13 protein-coding genes are annotated in these 22668 nt (G+C 51.3%); 7 read left to right on the top strand and 6 right to left on the bottom strand.

Going from position 1 to position 22668, the window contains the following annotated elements; translation table 11 throughout:
* Window positions 1–141 precede the first annotated feature (141 nt).
* Window positions 142–5031 carry an NAD-glutamate dehydrogenase gene (locus tag KUV22_RS02025; protein ID WP_222228753.1) on the bottom strand — a complete coding sequence of 1630 codons (4890 nt, stop codon included), beginning with the start codon at window positions 5029–5031 and terminating at the stop codon, window positions 142–144.
* A 363-nt stretch (window positions 5032–5394) separates the two neighbouring features.
* Here KUV22_RS02025 and KUV22_RS02020 point away from each other — a divergent pair, with 363 nt between their 5' ends.
* The 7 genes from KUV22_RS02020 to KUV22_RS01990 all read left to right on the top strand — a co-directional run bounded on the left by KUV22_RS02020 (window position 5395) and on the right by KUV22_RS01990 (window position 13516).
* Complete coding sequence (locus KUV22_RS02020) at window positions 5395–6354, top strand: AAA family ATPase (protein WP_222227966.1); 960 nt, start codon at window positions 5395–5397, stop codon at window positions 6352–6354.
* 9 nt (window positions 6355–6363) lie between these two features.
* Window positions 6364–7329, top strand: a complete 966-nt coding sequence (locus KUV22_RS02015; protein WP_222227965.1) for a DUF58 domain-containing protein — start codon at window positions 6364–6366, stop codon at window positions 7327–7329.
* Window positions 7326–7943: a DUF4381 domain-containing protein gene (locus tag KUV22_RS02010; protein WP_222227964.1), complete on the top strand. Its 618-nt coding sequence runs from the start codon at window positions 7326–7328 to the stop codon at window positions 7941–7943. Before KUV22_RS02015 ends, KUV22_RS02010 begins: the two co-directional genes overlap by 4 nt.
* Window positions 7936–9000 (top strand): vWA domain-containing protein, encoded by a 1065-nt coding sequence (locus KUV22_RS02005; RefSeq protein WP_222227963.1) that lies wholly within the window; start codon window positions 7936–7938, stop codon window positions 8998–9000. Before KUV22_RS02010 ends, KUV22_RS02005 begins: the two co-directional genes overlap by 8 nt.
* 2 nt (window positions 9001–9002) lie before the next feature.
* Window positions 9003–10874, top strand: coding sequence for a VWA domain-containing protein (locus tag KUV22_RS02000; RefSeq protein ID WP_261319140.1), 1872 nt, complete (start codon window positions 9003–9005; stop codon window positions 10872–10874).
* Entirely contained in the window at window positions 10868–12589 is a 1722-nt protein-coding gene (locus KUV22_RS01995; protein WP_222227961.1) for a BatD family protein, read from the top strand. Before KUV22_RS02000 ends, KUV22_RS01995 begins: the two co-directional genes overlap by 7 nt.
* A gap of 255 nt (window positions 12590–12844) precedes the next feature.
* On the top strand, window positions 12845–13516 hold the full coding sequence (locus tag KUV22_RS01990) for a phosphoadenosine phosphosulfate reductase domain-containing protein (RefSeq protein WP_222227960.1): 672 nt from the start codon (window positions 12845–12847) through the stop codon (window positions 13514–13516).
* 294 nt (window positions 13517–13810) lie between these two features.
* Here KUV22_RS01990 and KUV22_RS01985 read toward each other — a convergent pair whose 3' ends face one another.
* The 5 genes from KUV22_RS01985 to KUV22_RS01965 form a co-directional block, all read right to left on the bottom strand.
* Window positions 13811–15796, bottom strand: a complete 1986-nt coding sequence (locus KUV22_RS01985; RefSeq protein ID WP_222227959.1) for an acyltransferase family protein — start codon at window positions 15794–15796, stop codon at window positions 13811–13813.
* A gap of 139 nt (window positions 15797–15935) precedes the next feature.
* On the bottom strand, window positions 15936–17213 hold the full coding sequence (locus tag KUV22_RS01980; RefSeq protein WP_222227958.1) for a sulfotransferase: 1278 nt from the start codon (window positions 17211–17213) through the stop codon (window positions 15936–15938).
* Window positions 17210–20077, bottom strand: a complete 2868-nt coding sequence (locus KUV22_RS01975) for a glycosyltransferase (RefSeq protein ID WP_222227957.1) — start codon at window positions 20075–20077, stop codon at window positions 17210–17212. Before KUV22_RS01975 ends, KUV22_RS01980 begins: the two co-directional genes overlap by 4 nt.
* A 114-nt stretch (window positions 20078–20191) precedes the next feature.
* Window positions 20192–21340, bottom strand: a complete 1149-nt coding sequence (locus KUV22_RS01970) for an NAD-dependent epimerase/dehydratase family protein (RefSeq protein WP_222227956.1) — start codon at window positions 21338–21340, stop codon at window positions 20192–20194.
* 15 nt (window positions 21341–21355) lie between these two features.
* Window positions 21356–22357 (bottom strand): polysaccharide biosynthesis protein, encoded by a 1002-nt coding sequence (locus KUV22_RS01965; protein ID WP_222227955.1) that lies wholly within the window; start codon window positions 22355–22357, stop codon window positions 21356–21358.
* Window positions 22358–22668 lie beyond the last annotated feature (311 nt).

The following is a 22668-nucleotide window of genomic DNA, read 5'->3' as shown; positions in this document are numbered from 1 at the left end:
TGACCAAGCAGCACTCTTCCCCCTGCGGCGAGGCCCGCAAGAAGTCTTGAGTCCAATGGGTCAAGCAAATATGACAACCCCCATCCGGGAGGCCCGGATGGGGGGTACGTATTGTACGAGATTCCCGGCGATTCGAGAAACTTACGCAGAGACGAGGGATTCCTGGTCTGCCGTGGCATTCGCCAGGTACATCAGCTCGCGCAAGGCAACGGTAAACATGGCGAAATCACCTTGAGGGGCAGACTTCAGCTCCTTGGTCAGGCTTTCCCAGCGCTGAATCGCCTGGGTCATCGTACTCGCCCAATTTTCCACCGCGCTGTCTACGTCAAGGCCATCGTCCCCGGCCAAGCGCAGAATATGGGTGACCAGCCTTGCCAGCTGGTTGTCCAAGTCGTCCATACTGGTTTCCCGCGCCTGAGAATGCCAGAAACTGTCCGACGGCAAATCGATGATCTGGTTGCCGAACCAATACAGACCCAGTCGGTCCGCAAGCGCAAAGTAGGCTTTGGCCACCTCTTCAACCGGCCGATCTGTAATGCGTGCAGTCTGGGAAATGCCCAGTGCCGAAAACAGATAGGTTGGTGAGGCCGCCAGCATCGCAAGCTCTTTCGGCACGCTAGCCGCCGTTAGCCTGTCGTAGCGTGCATGCCACTCACGCAGCGGCTCGCCACTCAGCACTTCAGGCAATGCACGAATCACACGCTGAACTGGGTCCTGGAACAAAGCAATCTCATTCGCCGGATCCAGCGCGCCATGCCGATTGCGCACAAACCAGCGAGCAGCCCTGCGCACCCGTCCTACCATTGCGTTCATTAGCTGCAACTGCAAATCCGCCGGCACCTGGTAATCCAGTTCGGCCACGCCATTCTGGAAATCCGACATGCGATACACGTCCCGGGCACTCACATAAGCCGCGACGATGGTATCGATTCCGGCGCCGGTGGCCCCACTGATCCGGTCGAAAAAGGTGATCCCCATACTGTTGACCATTTCATTGGCCACCTGGGTTGAAACAATTTCCCGGCGCAGCGGATGGTCGTACACCAGCGCCTGATAACGGGACACCAGTGCGGGAGGAAATGCGGATTCCACTGCCTCCTGCACATAATCGTCATCGATAATCTGCGCGCCCAGCAGCTCCTCCTTCAGCTTGACCTTTACATAGGAGATCAACACTGACAGTTCAGGGTGCGTAAGATACTGCCCCTTACTCTGGCGCTCATTCAGCGTTTCGTTATCCGGAATGAATTCCAGCTGGCGACGCAGACGGCCCTCGGCTTCGAGGGTGTTGATCGTGCGACGGAATTCGTCGAAGCGATCTGCAATCTGATAAGCCGCAACACTGATCGCACTTGTCTGGTCGTAATTGTTGTCCAGAACCAGCTCGGTGACAGAATCGGTCATCTCTTCGAGCATGTGGTTGCGCTGCTTTTCTGTGAGATCACCATTCGCCACCACCTTGTCCAGCAGGATCTTGATGTTGACCTCGTGATCCGAGCAGTCCACACCGCCGGCATTATCGATAAAGTCGGTATTGCAGCGACCGCCGTTCAGAGAGAACTCGATGCGTCCACGTTGCGTCATGCCCAGGTTGCCGCCCTCGCCGAACACTTTACAGCGCAGCTCATTGCCGTTAACCCGCAGATTGTCATTGGACTTGTCGCCCACCTGTTCATGGCTTTCTTGCTCACCCTTCACATAGGTGCCAATACCGCCATTCCAGATGAGATCTACCGGCGCCTTGAGCATCGCACTGATCAGCTCGTTCGGCGTGAGGCGATCTGCATCAATGGCAAACGCCTGCTGCATCTCGGGGGTGATTTTTACCGACTTGGCACGGCGCTCGAAAATCCCACCGCCTTTGGAGATCAGACTCAGGTTGTAGTCGCTCCAGCTTGAACGCGGCAGCTCGAACAGACGCTTGCGCTCGTGGTAACTGCTTGAGGCATCGGGATTTGGGTCGACGAAAATGTGCAGATGGTTGAAGGCGCCCTTCAAACAGATGTGCTCGGACAACAGCATGCCGTTGCCGAATACGTCGCCGGCCATGTCGCCAACACCGATCACGGAGAAGTTTTCAGCCTGTACATTGACGCCCATTTCACGGAAATGTCGTTGCACCGAGACCCAGGCACCGCGCGCGGTAATACCCATCTTTTTATGGTCATAACCGTTGCTGCCACCGGAGGCAAAGGCATCGCCCAGCCAGAAGTCGTATTCCGCAGCAATACCGTTGGCGATATCGGAGAAAGTCGCGGTCCCCTTGTCCGCGGCAACAACCAGATAGGGGTCGTCTTCATCCCGGCGAATCACCCGGTCCGGCGGAATGACCTCGCCATTTTTCAGGTTGTCGGTAACGTCCAGCAGCGCGCGGATAAATGTCTTGTAGCTCTTAATGCCGGATTCGATAAAGGCTTCGCGGCTGTTGTCCGCCGGTGGCCGGCGCACCACAAAGCCGCCCTTGGCCCCACTGGGTACAATGACCGCGTTCTTCACGTTCTGCGCCTTTACCAGGCCCAGTACTTCGGTGCGGAAATCTTCCAGTCGATCGGACCAGCGCAAACCGCCACGGGCGACCTTGCCACCGCGCAGATGTACCCCTTCCACTTGCGGGGAATAGACGAAAATCTCGAACAGCGGGCGCGGTTCCGGAATATTCGGAATGTCACGCGGGCTGAACTTGATAGAGATGTAATCTTTCGGCTGATCGTTGGCGTCCAACTGGAAAAAGTTGGTACGCAAAGTCGCGCGGATCAAATCCAGATAACGGCGAATCACCTGGTCTTCGTTGAGGTTATCGACGCTGTCGAGACCATCGTGGATTTTCTTGATCAGGCGCTCCACGCGGGTCTGATCCTGGCGCTCCGGAGAATTGATACGCGGATCAAACATCGCCCGGAACAGCGCCACCAGATTGCGGGTAATCTCCACATGATTTGCCAGGGTGGCCGCAATATAAGACTGGCTCGCACTGAACTTGGTCTGCTTCATGTACCGCGCATAAGCACGCAACATGGTGACCTCACGCCAGTTGAGGCGTGCAGCGAGCACTAGGCGATTGAACGCATCGCTCTCCGCCACACCGTCCCAGATCGCTGCAAATGCATCCTGGAACAGAGAGCGCGAAGCCTGTGCGTCAATGCGGGTAGGCAGGCCGAATTCCAGGTGGAACTCGTGCATCCACACATCCTGCTTTCCGCGCGGGCGAATGGTGTACGGAAACTCCCCCATCACCCGCAACCCGAGGTTCTCCAGTACAGGAATCACATCCGACAGGGTCAACCCTGAGCCCACGTTGAAGACTTTGAAGCGCAGGCTGCCCGGCTCGGCGCCAACAGGCTGGTAGAAACTCATCGCGACTCGATTGTCGTCGCTCAGCTCCTGGATCGAGGTCACATCCTGTACCGCGATACGCGGCTCGAAGTCCTCGCGATAGCCCGCGGGGAAAGACTGACCATAGGTGCCGATCAGGCGGCTGCCCTCTTCTTCCCCGTGGGTTTCAATCAGGGATCTATGAAATACATCTTCCCAGCTGCGGGTAATATCCACGATCTGCGCCTCCAGTCGCGCTACATCAATATCCAGGGGTAGATTCGGGTCGACGCGGAATACTAGATGTACCCGGGCGAGAATCGATTCGGAGAAGAAGGTTGTGAAGTCTGAATCCAGCGCATGAATCGTACGCGCGATGCGATCACTGATCTTCTCCCGCACCTCACTGCTGAACTGGTCGCGCGGGACGTACACCAGCGCGCTGACAAACTTTCCGAAGGGGTCTTTGCGCATAAACAGGCGCAAGCGCGCGCGCTCGTTCATCGCCAGCACGCCATGGGTGGTATCGAACAGCTCCTTGGTGTTGCTCTGGAACAATTCATCCCGCGGGAAGGTATCGAGAATACGCTGCAGCGCCTTGCCATCATGACTGGTGGGCGCGTGACCGCTCTGCTCCATTACGGAGGCAAGCTTGCGGCGCACAATGGGAATCTTGGATGGGCTCTCGGTGTAAACCGGTGAGGTATACAAACCCATAAACGCGGATTCACCAATAACCTCGCCATTATCGCCGTAGCGCTTGATGCTGACATAGTCCGAGTAGGCCGCGCGGTGTACCCGCGACTTTACCGAGGACTTGGCAAAGGTGAGGAAATTGGGTCCCTGGTAAAAGCGCTGTTTGCCTTCGTTAAACGCATACTCAGGCGTCGGTTCCGCGGTTTCTTCCAGCTTCTTGAAAATACCCAGGCGGCGGTTCTCGACTTCCTGCAGTACTTTCTTATCCCCCTGCTGAGAGAACTCGTATTCGCGATAGCCGAGAAAGGTGAAATTGCCGTCGCGCATCCACTGCAGAAATGCACTGGCCTCCGCCAGATTGGCCTCGTTATCCGCGACTCCGGCCTGCAGCTGATCCTGCATGGCGGAACAGGTGTCGAGCATCGGCACATAATCGTCGACCACCAACTCCACGTCGCCCAGCACATCGTTCAGTGCCCGCGTCAGCTCCGAGGCGCGGGAAGCACTGGTATCGAGGTTAATCTCGATATAGATCAGTGCCTCATTGATGATTGTCGGGTCGAACTGGCGCTCCTCTTCCAGTAGTGGCGCCACCGGTAACAGCTGCTGCAGACGACCGCTGTCGTCCCGTTGCAGCTGCATGACGGTACTCTTGATGGAATGGATCACAGTGTCGCGCTGGTTAATTTCCATGCGCACCGAATCCACCAGAAACGGCATATCCCGCTGCAACACACACACTACGGTGTGCGAACACTCCCAGCCGTGGTCTTCCAGGCGCGGGTTGAACACCCGCACCTTCGGGCCGTCGTCATCGCGCTGCTGGATGAAGTCCCAGCAGGTATAAATGCAACCATAAATATCGACCAAGCGTCGACCCGCGAGATCTTCCAGGGGGTACTGGTTCAGATATTGCTCAGCAAAACTGATTACAGGTCCCGCCTTGTCCCCAAGCTTCTCGCGAATGATATCGCTAACTTGCTCCAGCAGCTCTTCCCGGCTATCGGTGATGACCGTCGCCATATTCACGTACGTCCTCCCATCACGGCGCAAATGTATTGCACCCGTATAATTCGCCATCGCCGGCGAACCCTCACTGTACGTGGAGCCCGCCTTGTCCTCACTGCCGAATTTTCATCCATTTGTGCCGCAATCCAGTTTGCAGCGGAGTTAGTTGAACAATCCGACAGAATAATTGTCTACTTTGCAGCCTGAGAACCGGGGTAAGCCCTGCGACAGTTGCCTCTGAGCACACTGCCGTTAAAATCGTCCTACCCGCATTTCTCGAGCGAGTGGCTATATATAAGAGGGCACCTCAAAAAGCATAGATAGCCACCGCTCTGCGGCAGCGTATTGAAACAGGAAATTGGCAAAAGAAGTGACGATATGGACACACGCCAGCAGATAAAAATTCTGGGTGATTGGCTGGAGCAGCAGATTATTGGCCAAGAGACTTTGGTCAATCGAATTCTCATAGGATTACTGGCCGATGGTCACCTTTTGGTCGAAGGTGCACCGGGCCTCGCCAAGACAAAAGCGATCAAAACGCTGGCCGATGGCATCGAAGGCGACTTCCATCGGGTCCAGTTTACGCCAGACCTTTTGCCATCAGATATTACCGGCACCGACATCTACCGACCGGAAACCGGCGAATTCCATTTCCAGCCGGGCCCGGTGTTCCACAACCTGATTCTCGCGGACGAAATCAACCGCGCGCCAGCTAAAGTGCAGTCCGCGCTACTGGAAGCGATGGCAGAACGCCAGATCAGTGTCGGCCGCAAAACCTATGCCCTGCCCGACCTGTTCCTGGTCATGGCTACGCAGAACCCAATCGAGCAGGAAGGTACCTACCCCCTGCCGGAGGCACAGCTCGACCGCTTCCTGATGCAGGTAAACCTGAGCTACCCCGATGCGGAAGCCGAAACCAAAATTCTGAAACTGGCGCGTGAAGAAGCCAGCCACGGTGAAGGCCACCCGCAAACGGTAATCTCCCAGGAAACCCTGTTTAAGGCCCGCCAGGAAATCCTCGACCTGACCATGGTAGAGGCGGTGGAAACCTATATCGTGCAACTGATCATCGCCACCCGCGAGCCTCATCGTTATGACGATGAATTGGCCAGCTGGCTCGATTTCGGCGCCAGCCCACGTGCCACCATCGCGCTCGACCGCTGTGCACGCGCTTACGCGTGGCTCGCCGGGCGGGACTATGTGACGCCAGATGATGTTATGGCCATCGCACCGGATGTATTGCGCCACCGTTTGCTGCTCAGCTTTGAAGCGGAAGCCGCCGGGGCGAGCGCCGACCGCGTGATCCACCGCCTGTTACAACTGGTCCCGGCAATCTAGGTTTAGAACGTGGTCGAATCACTCAACCACCGCGAACTGGAACTTTCCGGTGCCTACCCGGAAGTAGCGCCATTGGTACGCCTGCGCCATATCGCCCGCCAGCTGCGCCTGTTCAAACCCCGAATTAACCGCAGCGATCAGTCCGGCAATCTGCTTACCCGTTACCGCGGACGGGGCATGAACTTTGAAGAAGTGCGCTACTACCAGCCCGGCGACGATGTACGCTCCATTGATTGGCGGGTAACTGCGCGCACCGGAAAAACCCATACCAAGCTCTTCCAGGAAGAACGCGAGCGCCCGGTGGTCATTTTGCTGGATCTGCGCTCACCCATGTTTTTTGGCAGCCAGAATGCCTTTAAATCCGTAGCCGCCTGCAGTATTGCCTCCGCCCTGTGCTGGGCCGGACTACAGCATGGCGACCGTATCGGCGCCCTGATATTTTCGGATCAGGGAGTCAACACCGTACGCCCGCGCCGCAGTCACCACGCGGTGCTCGCCGCCATTCACGAAATGGTCGATTCCGCCACGAGCCTCAATAGTCCAATCGCAGCGGACGGCAGTCAGCCCCTCAGCGCCTTATTGGAAGAAGCCCGCCGAGTCGCTCGCCCCGGCAGTGCCGTGTTCTTGATCAGCGATTGTCACGACCTCGATGCGAGCTGTGAGCAGTCCCTCTACCTACTTACGCGCCACGCAGACCTCCAGATACTGCGTGTCAGTGATCCTCTGGAACAACAACTTCCTGATCAGGCCGTGACCATCAGTGACGGCCGCCAGCGCACCTTTCTTGGAAAAGGTAAACAAGCCTTAAAGCAACAGTTTGCACGCCACCAGCACCAGATTCGTGAAAACGCCGCGCAGCTTTGCCGCCGGTTACACCTGCCGCTGTTGGATTTCGACAACACCCAGCCGGTGGTGCCGAAGTTACTCAGTACCTATGGTGACCGCCAGCCCGCACCGGGCCGGAGGCACGCATGAAACTCGTGAGCGCCAGCGCTAAACAAGCGACGCCACCGCCCCCGGCTATCGATCAGCCGCCAAACCAGCCGCCGGTCATGACTCCGGAGATGCAACAGCTGCTTGGGCAACTTAAAGACATACACGAGCCAGCCCCAATCGGTTGGTGGCCGCTGGCGCCGGGCTGGTGGATACTGGCTGGCGCGTTCATCGCCCTGTTGTTTGGTGCTATTTGGCTGTTCTCCTACCTTCGACGGAAACGTCAGGAAAAACAGTATCGCGTAGAGGGCGAGCGCCTATTGAAGGAACTGGATCTCGGTCAGCCGCGCGCCGTCGAATCGATTAACTTGCTGCTGAAGCGGGTGGCAGTAGTCACCTTTGGCCGCGCCTTGTCTGGCCCCCTCACCGGCGAGCACTGGATCGAATTCCTCGAATCCACCGCAGCAACTGCTATGCCGAAATCCGCGCGTCGCGCACTACTGGAAAGCCTGTATAGCGCACAGGAAGCCTCTAACGACGACCTGGAAGATTTACGCGGCTATGCAATTCAGTGGGTCAGGAAACATCAGCGTGCAGAGTCGACACCCGGGATAGCGCCAATTCAACAAGGCACAGCGGGAGCGAACAATGTTTGAGTTTGCACTTCCGTGGGTTTTCTTACTGTTACCGCTACCGCTGCTTGCGCGCAAGCTACTACCCAAAAGCGAACCGCTCAGTAGCGCACTGAAGGTACCCTACTACGAACAGCTACCACGAAAGAGCGGCGGCTCCGCGGGCAACCGCTGGAACTTATTGATGCTTTGGCTGCTGTGGTTACTGCTGCTCGCAGCAGCAGCCCGGCCCCAGTGGTATGGCGAACCCATCACCCAAACTACCAGCGCGCGCGACCTGCTAATCGCCGTGGATATATCCGGAAGCATGGAAACCCCGGACATGATCCTCAACGGTAACCCGGCAATGCGTATCAGCGCGGTAAAAAACGTGGTGGGTGACTTTGTATTGCGCAGAAAAGGAGATCGCCTCGGGCTGGTTCTCTTTGGTACCCGCGCCTACCTGCAGGCACCACTTACCTTTGACCGTCAAACCGTAGACACCCTGCTGAACGAGGCCCAAATTGGTTTTGCTGGTCAGGGTACTGCAATTGGCGATGCCATCGGCCTCTCCGTAAAACGCCTCACCCAGCGACCCGCAGATCAGCGGGTATTGATCCTTTTGACCGATGGCGCAAACACCGCGGGCAAAGTTGCCCCACTAAAAGCGGCAGAACTCGCGAAACAGGCGGGCGTCAAGGTATACACCATTGGTGTCGGCGCGGAAGAAATGGTGCAACCCGGACTTCTCGGCTCGCGCTTTGGTGCCCGCCGGGTAAACCCATCCCGGGACCTCGATAGTGAAACCCTGCAGGCGATCGCCGACAAAACCGGAGGCAAATACTTCCGTGCGCATAATCCGCAGGAGCTCGTGCAAATCTACGAGGAGCTGGACCGACTCGAGCCAGTGGAACAGGAAGCGGAAACCTATCGCCCACTGAAGTCTCTTTACGTGTGGCCACTGAGCCTAGCCCTTCTGCTCGCGCTTATCTGGTCCAGCCTGCCATTTATAGGCAACTGGATCACGGAGCTACAGGCGCGCAGTCGCAATGGTCAAGAAGTAGGCAGCAACGGCCACGATCTTGGGAGGCATACGCAGTGAATATGCTCGGCAGCTTCCTCGCAGACATCAATCAATTTCATTTTATCCGCGCAAATCTGCTGTGGCTGATTATTCCCGCCGCACTGATTTGCTGGGCATTAGCCCGTACGGTTTTCGCCAGCGGTAAACTGCAGAAGATTATCGATCCCAACCTGCTCCCCCACCTGCTATTACGCGGTGGCGAAAAGCGGCCCTGGCTATTCACCCTGATATTCGCGCTATTGACCTGCGCGATTATCGCACTCGCTGGCCCCTCCTGGCGCAAACTGCCTACGCCGGTATTCAGCAATCAGGATGCGGTCGTCATCCTGTTGGACCTATCCCCGTCCATGATGGCCACCGACCTCTCGCCTAACCGCCTAACGCGCGCACGCCTCAAGATTCTCGACATTCTCAACCAACGCGAAGATGGTTTAACCGCGCTGGTCGCCTACGCGGGCGAGGCACATATAGTGACGCCGCTAACCGACGACACTGCAACCATTGCCAACCTGGTGCCATCCCTGTCCCCCAGGATTATGCCGGTGCCTGGCAGCAATATTGAAATGGCCGTGGAGCTGGGATTAAGACTGCTGCAGGATGGCGCCAGTGGCCAGGGCCGACTGCTCGCGGTGACCGATGGCATTGATAAAGCCGCCATTTCCACGGTGAAAAACGAGGTCAACAGCAGCAATGCCTCACTTTCAATCCTCGCCGTCGGCAGTGGCGAAGGCAGCCCCATACCAAAATCAACTGGCAGCGGTTTTGTAACCGATGACAGCGGCTCAATCATTATTGCCAATTTCGACCGCGCGGAATTGCAGAGACTGGCGCAGAGTACTGGCGGCGAATTTGCGCAGATAACTGTGGACGATAGTGATATCGCCCGGGTGCTGCCCGAAAACACGACACCGCAGCAGGCCGAACTTACCGAGCGAGAATTCGACCAGTGGAATGAAGAAGGCCCGTGGCTGGTATTACTGCTACTGCCCTTTGCCCTCCTTTTATTCCGCAAAGGGACGCTAGCCAGCCTCTTGCCGCTGAGCCTTCCATTTTTACTGGCAGTGAACAGTCCAGAAGCCAGCGCACAGACCAGCGGCCTGTGGCAGACACCCAACCAACAGGGGCAGAAGCTGCTCAAAGACGGTGACCCGAAAGCTGCCGCAGAGAAGTTTGAAAACCCACAGTGGCGCGGTACGGCCGAATATCGCGCCCGTGAATTCGATGCCGCTGCCAAGAGCTTTTCGCAAAGCAATGATCCACAAGCCCTCTACAACCTTGGCAATAGCCTCACCCAGCAAGGTCGCTTTGACGAAGCCATTTCAGCATTCGACGGCGCGCTAGCGCAAAACCCGGAATTTGCTGACGCGAGCCACAATCGAGATATCGCGAAGAAACTGAAAGAACTGCAGGAAAAACAGCAGCAAAACCAGCAGTCGCAACAAGGCGATCAGCAACAGCAGCAAGATCAACAACAGGACCAGCAATCGCAATCTCAGTCCGAGCAGGACCAGCAGCAAAGCGATTCGGACCAATCCTCGCAGGACCAGCAGTACCAAGATCAGCAGCAAGCGGGCGAACAGGATCAGCAACAGGATAGCGAGCAAGAAGAGCAAGATTCGTCAGAGCAGGAACAGCAGGCAGAGAGCCAGCAACAAGACCAGCAAGGCAACGAAAGCGAGCAGGAGCAACAGGCCAACGCACAGCCTCAAGAGAGCGACAGCCCGCTCGATCCTGAAACCCAGCAGGCACTGGATCAATGGCTGCGCCAGATACCCGACGATCCCGCTGGCCTAATGCGTGAAAAATTCAAATACGAAAGCCTACAGCGCCGCCGCGCCTATCGCGCCGGCGAGTGGGAGCCCCCGGAAAACGGAGCCACCCAGAGATGGTAACCCTCTTTAAGGCGATATCTACCAAGATGATCGACCAGATGTCTGTGATCAAAGACCTGAAGGCACAGCTAGCACAGGGGCTGACTGCCCTACTTCTGCTCACCATAGCTTGTGTGGCCAATGCTCAGGATCTCACAGCCTCCGTCGACCGCAACGAACTCGCCATCAACGAAACATTCACCCTTACCCTGCGCTACAGCGGTAAACAAAGTGGTGGCCAGCCAGACTTCAACCTTTTGGAACAGGACTTCGAAGTCCTCTCGCGCCAGCAGTCCAATCAATACCGGGTAATCAACGGCCGTGCCGAGAGCTTCGTAGAGTGGACCGTAATCCTCGCCCCACTCAAGGAGGGCAAGCTGTTTGTCCCATCCCTACACCTGCACGGCGAAGTGTCCGATGCCATCCCCATCACCGTAAATCAGGCAGGACAAGCCCCAGCAGGCCAAAACCGCAAAGCCTTCCTGGAAGTGGAAACGGACAAGGAAAAAATCTTTGTGCAGGAGCAACTACTGGTAAAGGTCCGCCTATACACCACCGTAGGCCTCCACGATATCGCCACCGACCCACTACAGATCGCCGGAGCCCATGTCGAAAAGGTTGATGAACAGCGATTCGAGCGCAGAATCGACGGCGTTGGCCATGCTGTATACGAACTTACCTACGCCGTATTCCCGGAGAGCTCCGGCGAGCTGCAAATACCATCACTGAACTACGTTGCCGTCACCGGCAGAAGAGACCCCTTCTCGCTCTTTAACCGGAACGCCCAACGTATTCGCCTGCGCTCCGAGGTAAAAACCATACAGGTCGAGCCCAAACCCGATAGCTATAGCGGCAGCCACTGGCTTCCTGCAGCCAGCTTGGGACTGGTACAGAGCTGGTCAAAAGATCCTGAAGAATTCAAAGTTGGCGAGCCGATTACTCGTATTATCACCCTGCGAGCGGAAGGGCTTCGCGCAGCACAATTGCCTCCACTACCTCAACTAAATATTGAGGGCTTAAAGACCTACCCCGATCAACCCCAGCAAGAAGATCAGCCTGGAATGAACGGTATTACCGGGAGTCGGATTGAAACCACGGCGATTGTTGCCACCAAGCCGGGGAGTTATCAGCTGCCGCCGGTGACGATTACCTGGTGGGATACGAAGTCCGGGCGGCAGCGGGCGACGCAGTTGCCGGCGTTTCGATTCAATGTAACTGGCGTACCGTCTCACGGCTCTCAAGCAGACAACCAGAAAGCAGCCCCAGCACAAATCAAGCCGGATACCACAGTCGCTGAACCTGCATTTTGGCAGAAAGTCGCGATTGCGGCCATAGCATCGCACTTTCTATGGCTGGTTTATTTTTTATACATTCACAAGACACCTACCATAACCGCAAAAATACGAAACAAATCAACACAAAAAAAGTCGGAGCACGACCAGGTGCTTTTCAAGCTCGCCGAACATGGCAGTCCAAGCGAGTTACACACTGCATTCAGGGCGTGGGCCACCAAAAACTGGCCAGAGCTCAACAATGCAACCCTGAGTGAAGCCGCAGAAAGAATTGAGCAACCAGAGCTGCTACAGATTTCACAGATGTTGAACGATGCCATCTATAAAACGCCACCCAAGCCTATAAACCGTCAGTTGCTGCATATCCTTACTACGCGGCTGCTTTCCACCGCCACAAAGCCGTCGACCGCGGAACACGCCGTCCTGCCAACACTATTCCATTAGTACCACTGGAGGATATAGGCACGCAGTAAGGATGCGTGCTGGTATCGCATCGCGGCCTACTTGCAAAATACTGTTACGGCAGGCCGCAAAAACGAGCCGCGGCAGGCCGCAAACCATTTAACGGTAATTCTTTAATCAAAACAGATGATATCTCCTATATCTAAAAATTCGCTTAGCATGTTCGGTTTTCTTGATTAGGAACACCTATGCCAGTAACATTAGCCGCATAAAATTTCGAGTTTAGAATTAAAAAACATGCAAGCTGTCACAAATTCAGTCCAAAAAGAAATCCAACAAGGCTCCCTGTTCAATTCAAACTTGGTGGACCTGAACAAAGAGTTTGCCGGAGCCGCTCCCACCGAGATTATCGAGTTCGCGATCGAACGCTCTATAAATCCCGTTATCTTTACCAATTTTCGGCCTTTAGCGACGGCCTTTTTGCATCTGGTAACCCAGGTTAAGCCCAATATTCCTGTTATCTGGGTAGACCACGGTTACAATACTCCAGAAACTTACCGCCACCTGGAAGCTGTAGTGGAAGCACTCAACCTGAACCTGGTTACCTACTCCCCGAAAATGTCAGCCGCCCACTATGAAGCGGTTTATGGTGGTATTCCAGCGCTAGACACACCTGAGCACGACCGGTTTTCCAGAATTGTGAAGCTGGAGCCGTTCGACCGCGCCATGGAAGACCTGAAACCGGACGTGTGGTTCAATGGCATTCGCCACGACCAAAACCACTTCCGCAAGAACCTCAATATTTTTACAACCGGCAGCCACAATACGATCCGTGTTGCTCCGATGTACCACCTCAACGAACTCGATGTGGAAAACTACGTTTATGAGAATGAACTACCTCACAACGAAGTGTATTTTGACCCGACGAAAGGGGAAGAGCATCGAGAATGTGGGCTGATGTTAAAATAACCAAATTCTGAACAGCACTAATATCGTTAGCTTTCCAGCAATTAGACTTTCTGGAAAAGCTACATAAGTACCGATTAAAAGCTCAAACAAAGACTGAATTTACAAATATTTTGGGCTCTCTCGCCCATATAAAATAGCTCTCACCAAATATAAAAAGCCAGGCTTTTAATATCTTTGTTCAGTTTAAAGGCAAAGGAGAAAAAGTGTGTGATTGCCCATTAGGTGGGACAGACAAGCCCCGCCCTTTATAGCGGCCCCATAGACATAAACCAAAGGGGCCGCCGCATAAAAATACTATATAATTTTCGAAATACCGTACCTATCGCTCAATATTTGCTTTTCCTTATCGGTTAAATTACGCCTAATATGGTTATCGTCACGATATAACAGCCTTCCATTCACGAATATATCGCAATGTTCGCGACCACAATAATTTGCCACCATATCGTGAGCCTTGACGTTAGAAAATTTATCTGCCACCTCAAATATTACATCAGTAGTACTTGCGTGCCACAACTCCACTTCACTCCTTCCTAACGGCGCACAAAGATCCATCGAATCTTTCCTAAAAACTAGGTTTGCCGAATCTGAAGCACAACTGGTCAATACCTTATTTGGCCGTGGCACATCGGTCAGAATATGTATAGACATGTTGTCAGGGATCCTCTCCACGGTGTGCATTAACCCAGAACCCAATAGATTCGCGCCTGTATCTGTATCCCTATCTGGCTCTTCTAAGTCATCAGAAAAAAGACTCCTAGGATATCCAGACCAAGCAGCAGCCATATATATTGAATGCACGCCAGGATCGGACCCAAGCCAATCAATAATCTGTTGATGCTTCACGCCGCATCGATCCGAATAACTAGTGGAACCCTTGTGCAATCGCCTAACAGATCTGTTATCTAAAAATGCCGGACAACCTCTTAGTAGAAGTACAGAGGTTCCCTTTTCAAGAGCGGCATATTCAACCAAAGGGGCAAAATGGTCAGCGTGAGAATCTCCCCATAATACAACTTTATTTTTAGTTGACCCCCAGGGCTCGCCAAAGGCGCAGTGCCTGCCAGGCAACCCCTGCACGGAAACCTGAGAACAAGGCCAGCTCCACATTACGTCGCGACTTTTCACGTAATCCGGTGTTCCGGGTTCACGAGAGGGGAAACCGCCATAAGAAATCCCAACGTAAGTAACCAGCAGAAAAACACATATTAAAGACGCTAACGCACCAAAAGCGACTGGAGAACGAAGCTTGTAACGAAAAGGTTTTTCAACGAAATAAAAGCAAAATGCTGAGATAATCAGAGTTAAAACGCAAAGTACAACAGCATCTCCAGGTGCAATAATCGAGTCTTGCTGATAATTTCTAAATAACGAAAAAACAGGCCAATGAATCAGATAGAGACTATATGACAACGTCCCAAGGTAGACTACAGGAGGAAACCTTAAGACACTAGATACTCTATTGCCAGGAGCAGAACCATACAGAAGGAGTAGAACGGTCCCGAAAACAACCGGTATCGCTGCGTAGCTGGGGAACGGGCTCTCACTATCGAGATAAAATACACTAAAAAGGACTAAGACCAACCCAAATAATGACAAAACATTGGGGAAGTAGTTATTTATACTCTGGAACCTGACAAAAACAATAGCTGCCAGCCCGCCTACTGCAAGCTCCCAAAATCTGAAAGGAATCAGATAGAATCCAGCGTCCGGACTCAATGACAAAGCTATGATTGAAGCAAGAAAAGAACAAACGGTAATAATTGAAAGAACAAACAATAACACCGAATTTCGCGACAATGATGCCGAGGTTTTATAAAACAAAATCAGCAAAAATGGCCATAGCAGATAAAACTGCTCTTCGACACCTAGCGACCACATATGTAAAAATGGCATCATTTCCGCAGATTGAGAAAAGTAGTCAACCGTAAAAAAATAAAATATATTTGCAGAAAACCCTAGAGCTGAAGCAGCGGCCTTGAAAGCGGACAAATAATCATCCGTCGAGAGAAGAAAGAACCCCGCTATAAGCGTAGAGAACAGAACAAAAAAAAGTGCCGGCAATAGCCTGCGAGCTCGCCTTTCATAGAACTTAATCAGCGAAATCCCACCCTTATCAGCCTCGCCGATTAGTATGCTAGTAATCAGGAAACCAGAGATAACAAAAAAAACATCAACCCCGACGAACCCACCGGAGAAAAGCTGAAAATTTGCGTGGTAAAAAATTACCGGCAATACTGCCAGCGTCCTTAATCCATCAATATCCGCGCGATACTTCATAAGCTCCGCCAAAAAAACGAAAAGACACAGTTCTAAAGGACTGCTGTTCGACTGAACTGCCCAGACAACCCTGATCAGTCGCCGGTTAAAATAAAACTAGTAAAGGCCTTCAAGCAACTAGAACACAATGTGACTGGCATTACCGCCAAAAGAATAACAGGCCTAATGGTAACTTCACCATTCTCACCAAAAGATTTCCTAGACGAAAACTTGTGCTGCCAACCACCAATTCATATCTTTCAACGTGAACTTTTGACTGTTTTTTTAGTGCGCTTACTTGCCTATCTACCTCTTGCAAAGTAATAGACTTATCGGAGAAATTCTTTAATTTCGTTTTCAGTGCTGCGTGTTCAGTTAGCAAGAGCTCGTTCTGCTCTTTGAGCTGATACTTATCACGTTTAATTTCCGATACAAACTCTACCAGCCGGGAATTTTCCTCAAGCATTACGGCAATTTCCCCTTCCAAGGCCTCCTGCGAATTTTTCAGAGCATCAATTTCCCCACAGTTTGAAGTGCCTAAATCGGAGTCACTTATTGCTGCCTTTAGCTTCTTCTGCAACGAAGCAATTTTGTTTTTTTGCCCATCTAGCAACCTATGAGCTGCCAGAACAACGGAATCGATTGAGGAGAAAGATAATTGAATAGTTGTCGCATACTTAAGCAAGGCATCTCTATTAAAAAGATATCCGTTTTCCCGCTCTAACAGGCCATAAAAAGAAGCAACTGGATTAGAAACATTAAAATTTTCACCGGCCACGGAGCGGTCCAATCGACTATCTACCACATCGAAAAACGAGACACTCTGAATATCCACTTTATCCAACCCTACATGGCTCAATAATTTCTCTGCTTCGACCGCGGGACTCTCTATAACCCGCTCATAATGCAGCAAATAAAGATCTCCACCAGAAACGAGCAATGAGGAAACATACTTCCGAAGCCACATAAGCTCCACAAGATGCTTTGGCTGAGAATAATTTCGAACAAACGACTGAATTACAGACGTTGGATTCCTCACAGCCAACACGATTCTCGGGCACACTTTGGCTTTATTAAACACCTGAATCCAAAAGTCCAAAATCAATGCTGATCTTGGCTCTTTAAGCGCCCAAACGTCATCAACAGAGTCTACGTTCTCCCTCACATAATCAGCCACACGCCGAATTAACCTACGTGTAAAAGCATGTTCTAAATAGTCTGGCGGGAGACCTAGAAACTGATCTGCAGAAAAGTGTTGAAAAAGCTCTGAAATAAAAGAAAAAACTTGCGCATCTTCGTATGCACCTCGTGGATTCTGCCCACCCACCTCTTGCGTGTGGTCGCTCACATGACAACCTCCGCGCTCTAGAAGCTGCATCGCGAGTGAGGTACCAGATCGCCCGGCTCCGACTACAAATACTAAGGTCTTATTTTTCATCCTTCTTCACCAGCCAAGATAGCTTCTTTTTGTTCTATCAGATCACGAAGCTTAACAATATCACGCTCGCGTGTAAGAGCCCCCATTTCTGGCTCGCCATATAGATTCGGGAATTTCTTGTACAACTGCAAATCCAAATACTGCAATCGTCGCTTATGATAGGGCAAACTAACGGAAGTATTCCAAGCTCTTGGGAGCCCCCCCCCCTTCAATGCACGAATGAAGTCCAGATCGAGATTGGATTGCTCCGCCTCAGAAAGTGTTAATTTAGGGAAATTTTTTTCTAGCCACTCCCTAACCTCCTCGCCATAAACACTGAAATTCCAATCATAAGAAGACGCAAGCTTTGAACGCCCCCCGTCGTCATTTAGCATTTTCACGTAATATGACTCACTCTCATCTACTTCCTGGGGGCGAAGCCAATTTTTAGGGCGCGAGAGCGAGACCATGGTCAGCCCCTGCTCTCGGGCCATAACCGACAAGCGCAGATCACACATCACATTCGGATAAAGATCCGAAAAAGAGACACTTAAAGACGAGCGATAAAAAGCTGAACAGCCACTTCCTATCAAAGTAACAAACTTATCCGTACCTAATTCATTTTTAGTTGCATAAACGACATTTCGCTCAAAATACCATTCTAATGGGCTCGCAAATATTGAGCCATGACATGTAACTATTGAATTATTATTATATTTTTTCAAAGTATTAACAAAACGACTCACATAATCAGATGGATAAATAATGTCATCATCTATTGAAAAATAATAACCATCGTTAACGTCATCAATTTTGAAAAATTTTCCTGCCGCCCCTAAATCACCATGATCACGGCTTAAAAAGTAGGTTATCTTTTCGTGATTCAAATAACTCGGGACATCGTCATAATTATTCAAATACACATACACTTTATCGACTTGCGGTAAAATACTTGCAAGAGTCATTCGAAGCTGGACAACCCGCGATGGTATTGATGCAACGCCTACAACAATGCTCTCCCGCTTTTGAGGTGGCGGAATGACACCCACACCACTACCATCTTCAGAAAGCCCAAGGGGAACCGGAAACTTGTTCCACATTTCAAGGAGCTGCCCGGTAGAGTAAGGTAGCTCCATACTGTTCGCGCCCACTTCCTCAGCAGATACTCGCCACGTATGAGATTTAGGATCCGCCCGACGATTAACTATCAAATTAGAACGATCTGCCACCAAAAACTCGCATCCAGACTCGTTTGTGGAAAGCAAAAACGAAGAATCTGCAGCAGCGTATGCCTCTCGCGGATAGTCCAATGTGGACAGATAGTCGACAGCGCCAGAAATACTATTTCCGCCTAACCAATAATTCTTCCCTACCCCCCCAGGCTTGAGTGCGGTGTCATAGCCAACTACATTCTCAAGATGAGTGTTCTTATTTAAATAGCACCTATTCGAATTTTCGAAACAATAATAAGGGGATGGAGGCTTCCCAAAAAGTTGGACCCCAGTAGCAACATAGTGTGCGACTAAATCCCACAGGTAATTGCAGCCGTACGTATCATCGTCATCCAGCTTGAATGCCAAGTCACCCTGAGAAAACTCGAAAGCTGCCTTCATTAGTGCACCAGTAAAATTTTCTTCAGGAATCGATATCCACCTTACATCCTTCCTTGCATTGATTTCATCAAGCATGCGGCCATCAAATGAAGAGCCATTAAATATCAATAGAAGCTCTTTATTGGGGTAAGTCTGAGCATCATACTGGTCTATCGCATGACGTATTTGCTGCGGCCTGTTTGTTGGCGTGTATACTGTCGCCAGTGGCCAATTCACAAAGGGCTCTTCCAGATCTAAGCCAACTTCACTACATATAGCATCGAGTCTGTGGGCCAACGTATGTCCACGCATAACAAATCTCCACGCATTTAAGGACAAAGCATGGTGGTATTCGCTGTCCGTCTGAAGCCGCGAGGCCTCCTGCACTAATTTCGACACATTTACCGAATGACGAATAGCCTCAGACAAGAACTGCGTTTGATATCCTGGACCAACAAAAAGTACTGGAACGCCTGATGCCAGGGACTCTACGATTTCCCAGCACCTTGAAACATCTGACTTTAGATCAAAACCGATACATATTGACATTGCCGAACTTTTCAAAAGGTTTGGCTTCTTCACATCAGGCACACAACCCAAAACGGAAGCAGTCTTTTGCAAGCCTTCAATCTCTAGAAGCTTAGAAGATCTTACATGATTATTTGAATCTATTACCTTAAGCCCAAAGGTCGAAAATTTCTTAAGGCACTCCTCGACATCAGTTTTCCTGTGAGCGCTTGCAATACCATCATAAAGAATAGAAATCTTTTCTTTATAAAGGTGTTTATTGTAGGGATTGAACAATTTTACAGGGGCGCATGGAGGCAATATTCTCGCAGAGACAGCAATATCCTCATATTCGATTAATGCTCTTTCGTCGGCTGCGAAAACAAAGTCCGACAACTTAGACAGTCTAGTAAAAAGCTCAAAGTATTGGACATCTTTCGTGTTCCACAGCACTACCGGAATTTTATATAGATTCGAGGACTTTACGAGTTCTTCCAGCATCGAAAATCTATTGGATCCATTGATTAAAGCGTAAGACCAATCCTTAACGGCGCATTCAAGTGCCGTTTCGATTAATAAGAAATCGACGCTGGAATATTTAAATAAGAAACATGCATCTTCAACGCTTTCAACCAAATCAACGGAGAGCTCTGTTTGTAACCCACGATAAAGTTTTTTTGAGCCAACATACGCGACTTTAACATTTTTCTTTTTTGGCTTTACGTGATCGGAGCCATGCTCTTCAACAAGGTAATAGCCATTTCTTAAGATATCCTCGTCATTCATTATGGGATGCCGCTCAAAAATTTTCGTGAGTACCAAAGAAAAATGCAACGCTCAAAACGCAAAAGGGGAGCAGAGTAAAACCTGCCCCCCCTGATGATGGAATTAATAGTTAGATCAATTCCACTTCACACCTCTAAAGATTCTATTTGAGTCAATCGCATCTTTGTGATTAATCACCTTCTCCATAATTTCAGCCAATACGTCATCAGTCAGGAAATTAGGCTTCAAACCAAGCTCGAGGAGTCCCGTGCTCGCCGGATTATAGTAGTGCTCTTCGAGTTCCTTGCGCGGGTTCTCGATGCTCTTGACTTCCACATCCAGGCCAATGCTCTTGCCCGCAACCTGAACCTTCTCAGCCAGTTCGTTAACGGTGAATGTTTCAGTAAGCTGGTTGTAGATCTTCAGCTCACCGGCATCGGCAGGGTTTTCCGCTGCCAGCAGCAGGCACTGAAGGGTATCTTTGATGTTCAGGTAACCACGAGTCTGGCCGCCTTTGCCATAAACAGTCAGCGGATATCCAGCAACAGCCTGTACCACAAAGCGGTTGAGCACAGTGCCGAAGATTTCGTCATACGCGAAGCAAGGCAGCAGGCGTTCATCAACCTGATTTTCGTCAGTGAAGATACCGTATACCGGGCCCTGCATCAGGTCGGTCACGCGCAGGCCCCAGGTCCGCACGTAGAACCACAGCAGGTCGGTATCCATCACTTTGGTGGTGTGGTAGAGGCTACCCGCCTGGCGAGGGTACAGGAATTTCTGGGAGCGTCCCTTGTGCTCAACTTCCAGCCAGCCCTCTTCAATATCGATATTCGGGGTTCCATACTCACCCATGGTGCCCAGCTTGATCAGGTGAGCATCCGGGCAATGTTCTTTCATGGCAAAGATAACATTACCAGTGGCGCCGATATTGTTATTCAGCGTCAGGCGAGCGGTATCTGCATTCAACATGGAATACGGTGCAGACGGCTGCTCCGCATAATGAATGATGGTGTCGGGCTTGAATTCAGCAAATACTGAGTTTACAAAGCTCCAGTCACACAGATCGCCAATGTAAACGCCAATGTCTTGGCCACTATGCTCTTTCCAAATCTTGCAACGCTCGTGCAAATTTGGGGTCTGATACAGAATTTCCATATCAGTCTCACGCGCCAGGTTTCTGCGCATGTAGTTATCCAGTACGGCTACTTCATGGCCCTTGCTAGAAAAGTGCATGGCAGTCGGCCAACCTAGGTAACCGTCACCGCCCAAAATTAATACTTTCATCTCGTACTCCTAGATTTAAATAACTTTCTTTTCCAGCAAATAGTTTTTGACTTCATCGCGGCTCGCGGCAGGCTCAACAGAAGAGATATAGGGTCTGTCAACTGTATCGCTTACTACTCCTTCATACTTGTACTCTTTTTCATACAGATTCTTGAAGGCTGGGGTAACAACGAAGTAGCGCTCAGTCTCGAGGGAGCGATGCATCTCCTCTTCACTCATGAGTTCTTCATACAATTTTTCTCCGGGCTTGATGCCAATCTCTATCACCTTGTAATCGTGCTTAAGATTATGGCGCGAGGCCAGAATGTCGATCATGGAGTGCGCCAGGTCTTCAATGCGCACAACCGGCATCTTGGTAATGAAAACTTCACCGCCAAGAGCAATTCGCCCGGAATCCAGTACCAGGTCAGCCGCCTCTTCGATGGTCATCACAAAGCGCGTCATGTCGGTGCTGGTCAGGGTAATATCCTTGCCATCGAGAATCTGCTTCTCAAAAATTGGGACAACTGACCCGCGGGAGCCCAGTACATTGCCGAAACGGGTCGAGGAAAAGATGGTTCCTTTGTTTTCACGGGAATTGTTCGCCGCTGAAACCAGTCGCTCGCCCATTAACTTGGAAGTACCCATAACGTTTGTCGGGTTTACTGCCTTGTCAGAGCTGGTGAAAATGAAGCGCTCAACTTTCGCCTGCTTGGCAGCCAGGATGAGGTTTTGCAGGCCAACAATATTGGTTTCAACCGCTTCTGTGGGTGACATTTCACAAAGCGTAACGTGCTTCAGCGCCGCACAATGGAAGACAACGTCCACACCTTCCATAACATTCCGCACGCCTTCGAAGTGGCGAAGGTCACGGATATAGAAGTGTGCGTTGTTGTTGGTAATTTCCTGCTGCAGGAAGAACAGTTCTGACTCGTTATTATCAATAGCGACCAACTCAGAAACTTCGCCGTAATGATTTCCAGCGATCTTTTCACACAAAGCGCGGCCAACAGTGCCGCACGCGCCAGTAACCAGCACGCGTTTTCCTTTAAGGTACAAGGTAATCCCCCCTTACTATTATTAATGCCAGGACTCCGAGCAGATTTACTCAAATTTACTTCAATTTAAATGACCGATTTTTGACCGAACGTTAGGTGGCAACTGAAAGCCACAACAGCACGATCGCTCAAAAAACAACCAACCCTCAAACACACTTTTCTTCTTTTTCTCAAGATAGTGTCTTAATTGGAGTATGGATTTTAACGCCAGTCGTCGAAACGCCAAAGATTACCTCCACGACCCAGTAATTGCCAGCGTGATGAGGCTCCTGTCACAAATTCGAATACGGG

The sequence above is a fragment of the Microbulbifer agarilyticus genome (assembly GCF_019800665.1).
GTDB lineage: Bacteria > Pseudomonadota > Gammaproteobacteria > Pseudomonadales > Cellvibrionaceae > Microbulbifer > Microbulbifer agarilyticus_C.
The sequence above is the reverse complement of the archived record's forward strand: the minus strand, read 5'-3'. Positions and strand labels throughout refer to the sequence as shown.

Coding starts and splice junctions, on each gene's coding strand:
- KUV22_RS02025 (WP_222228753.1), bottom strand. CDS start 5,031: ATGGCGACGGTCATCACCGATAGCCGGGAAGAGCTGCTGGAGCAAGTT.
- KUV22_RS02020 (WP_222227966.1), top strand. CDS start 5,395: ATGGACACACGCCAGCAGATAAAAATTCTGGGTGATTGGCTGGAGCAG.
- KUV22_RS02010 (WP_222227964.1), top strand. CDS start 7,326: ATGAAACTCGTGAGCGCCAGCGCTAAACAAGCGACGCCACCGCCCCCG.
- KUV22_RS02005 (WP_222227963.1), top strand. CDS start 7,936: ATGTTTGAGTTTGCACTTCCGTGGGTTTTCTTACTGTTACCGCTACCG.
- KUV22_RS02000 (WP_261319140.1), top strand. CDS start 9,003: ATGCTCGGCAGCTTCCTCGCAGACATCAATCAATTTCATTTTATCCGC.
- KUV22_RS01995 (WP_222227961.1), top strand. CDS start 10,868: ATGGTAACCCTCTTTAAGGCGATATCTACCAAGATGATCGACCAGATG.
- KUV22_RS01990 (WP_222227960.1), top strand. CDS start 12,845: ATGCAAGCTGTCACAAATTCAGTCCAAAAAGAAATCCAACAAGGCTCC.
- KUV22_RS01985 (WP_222227959.1), bottom strand. CDS start 15,796: ATGAAGTATCGCGCGGATATTGATGGATTAAGGACGCTGGCAGTATTG.
- KUV22_RS01980 (WP_222227958.1), bottom strand. CDS start 17,213: ATGAAAAATAAGACCTTAGTATTTGTAGTCGGAGCCGGGCGATCTGGT.
- KUV22_RS01975 (WP_222227957.1), bottom strand. CDS start 20,077: ATGAATGACGAGGATATCTTAAGAAATGGCTATTACCTTGTTGAAGAG.
- KUV22_RS01970 (WP_222227956.1), bottom strand. CDS start 21,340: ATGAAAGTATTAATTTTGGGCGGTGACGGTTACCTAGGTTGGCCGACT.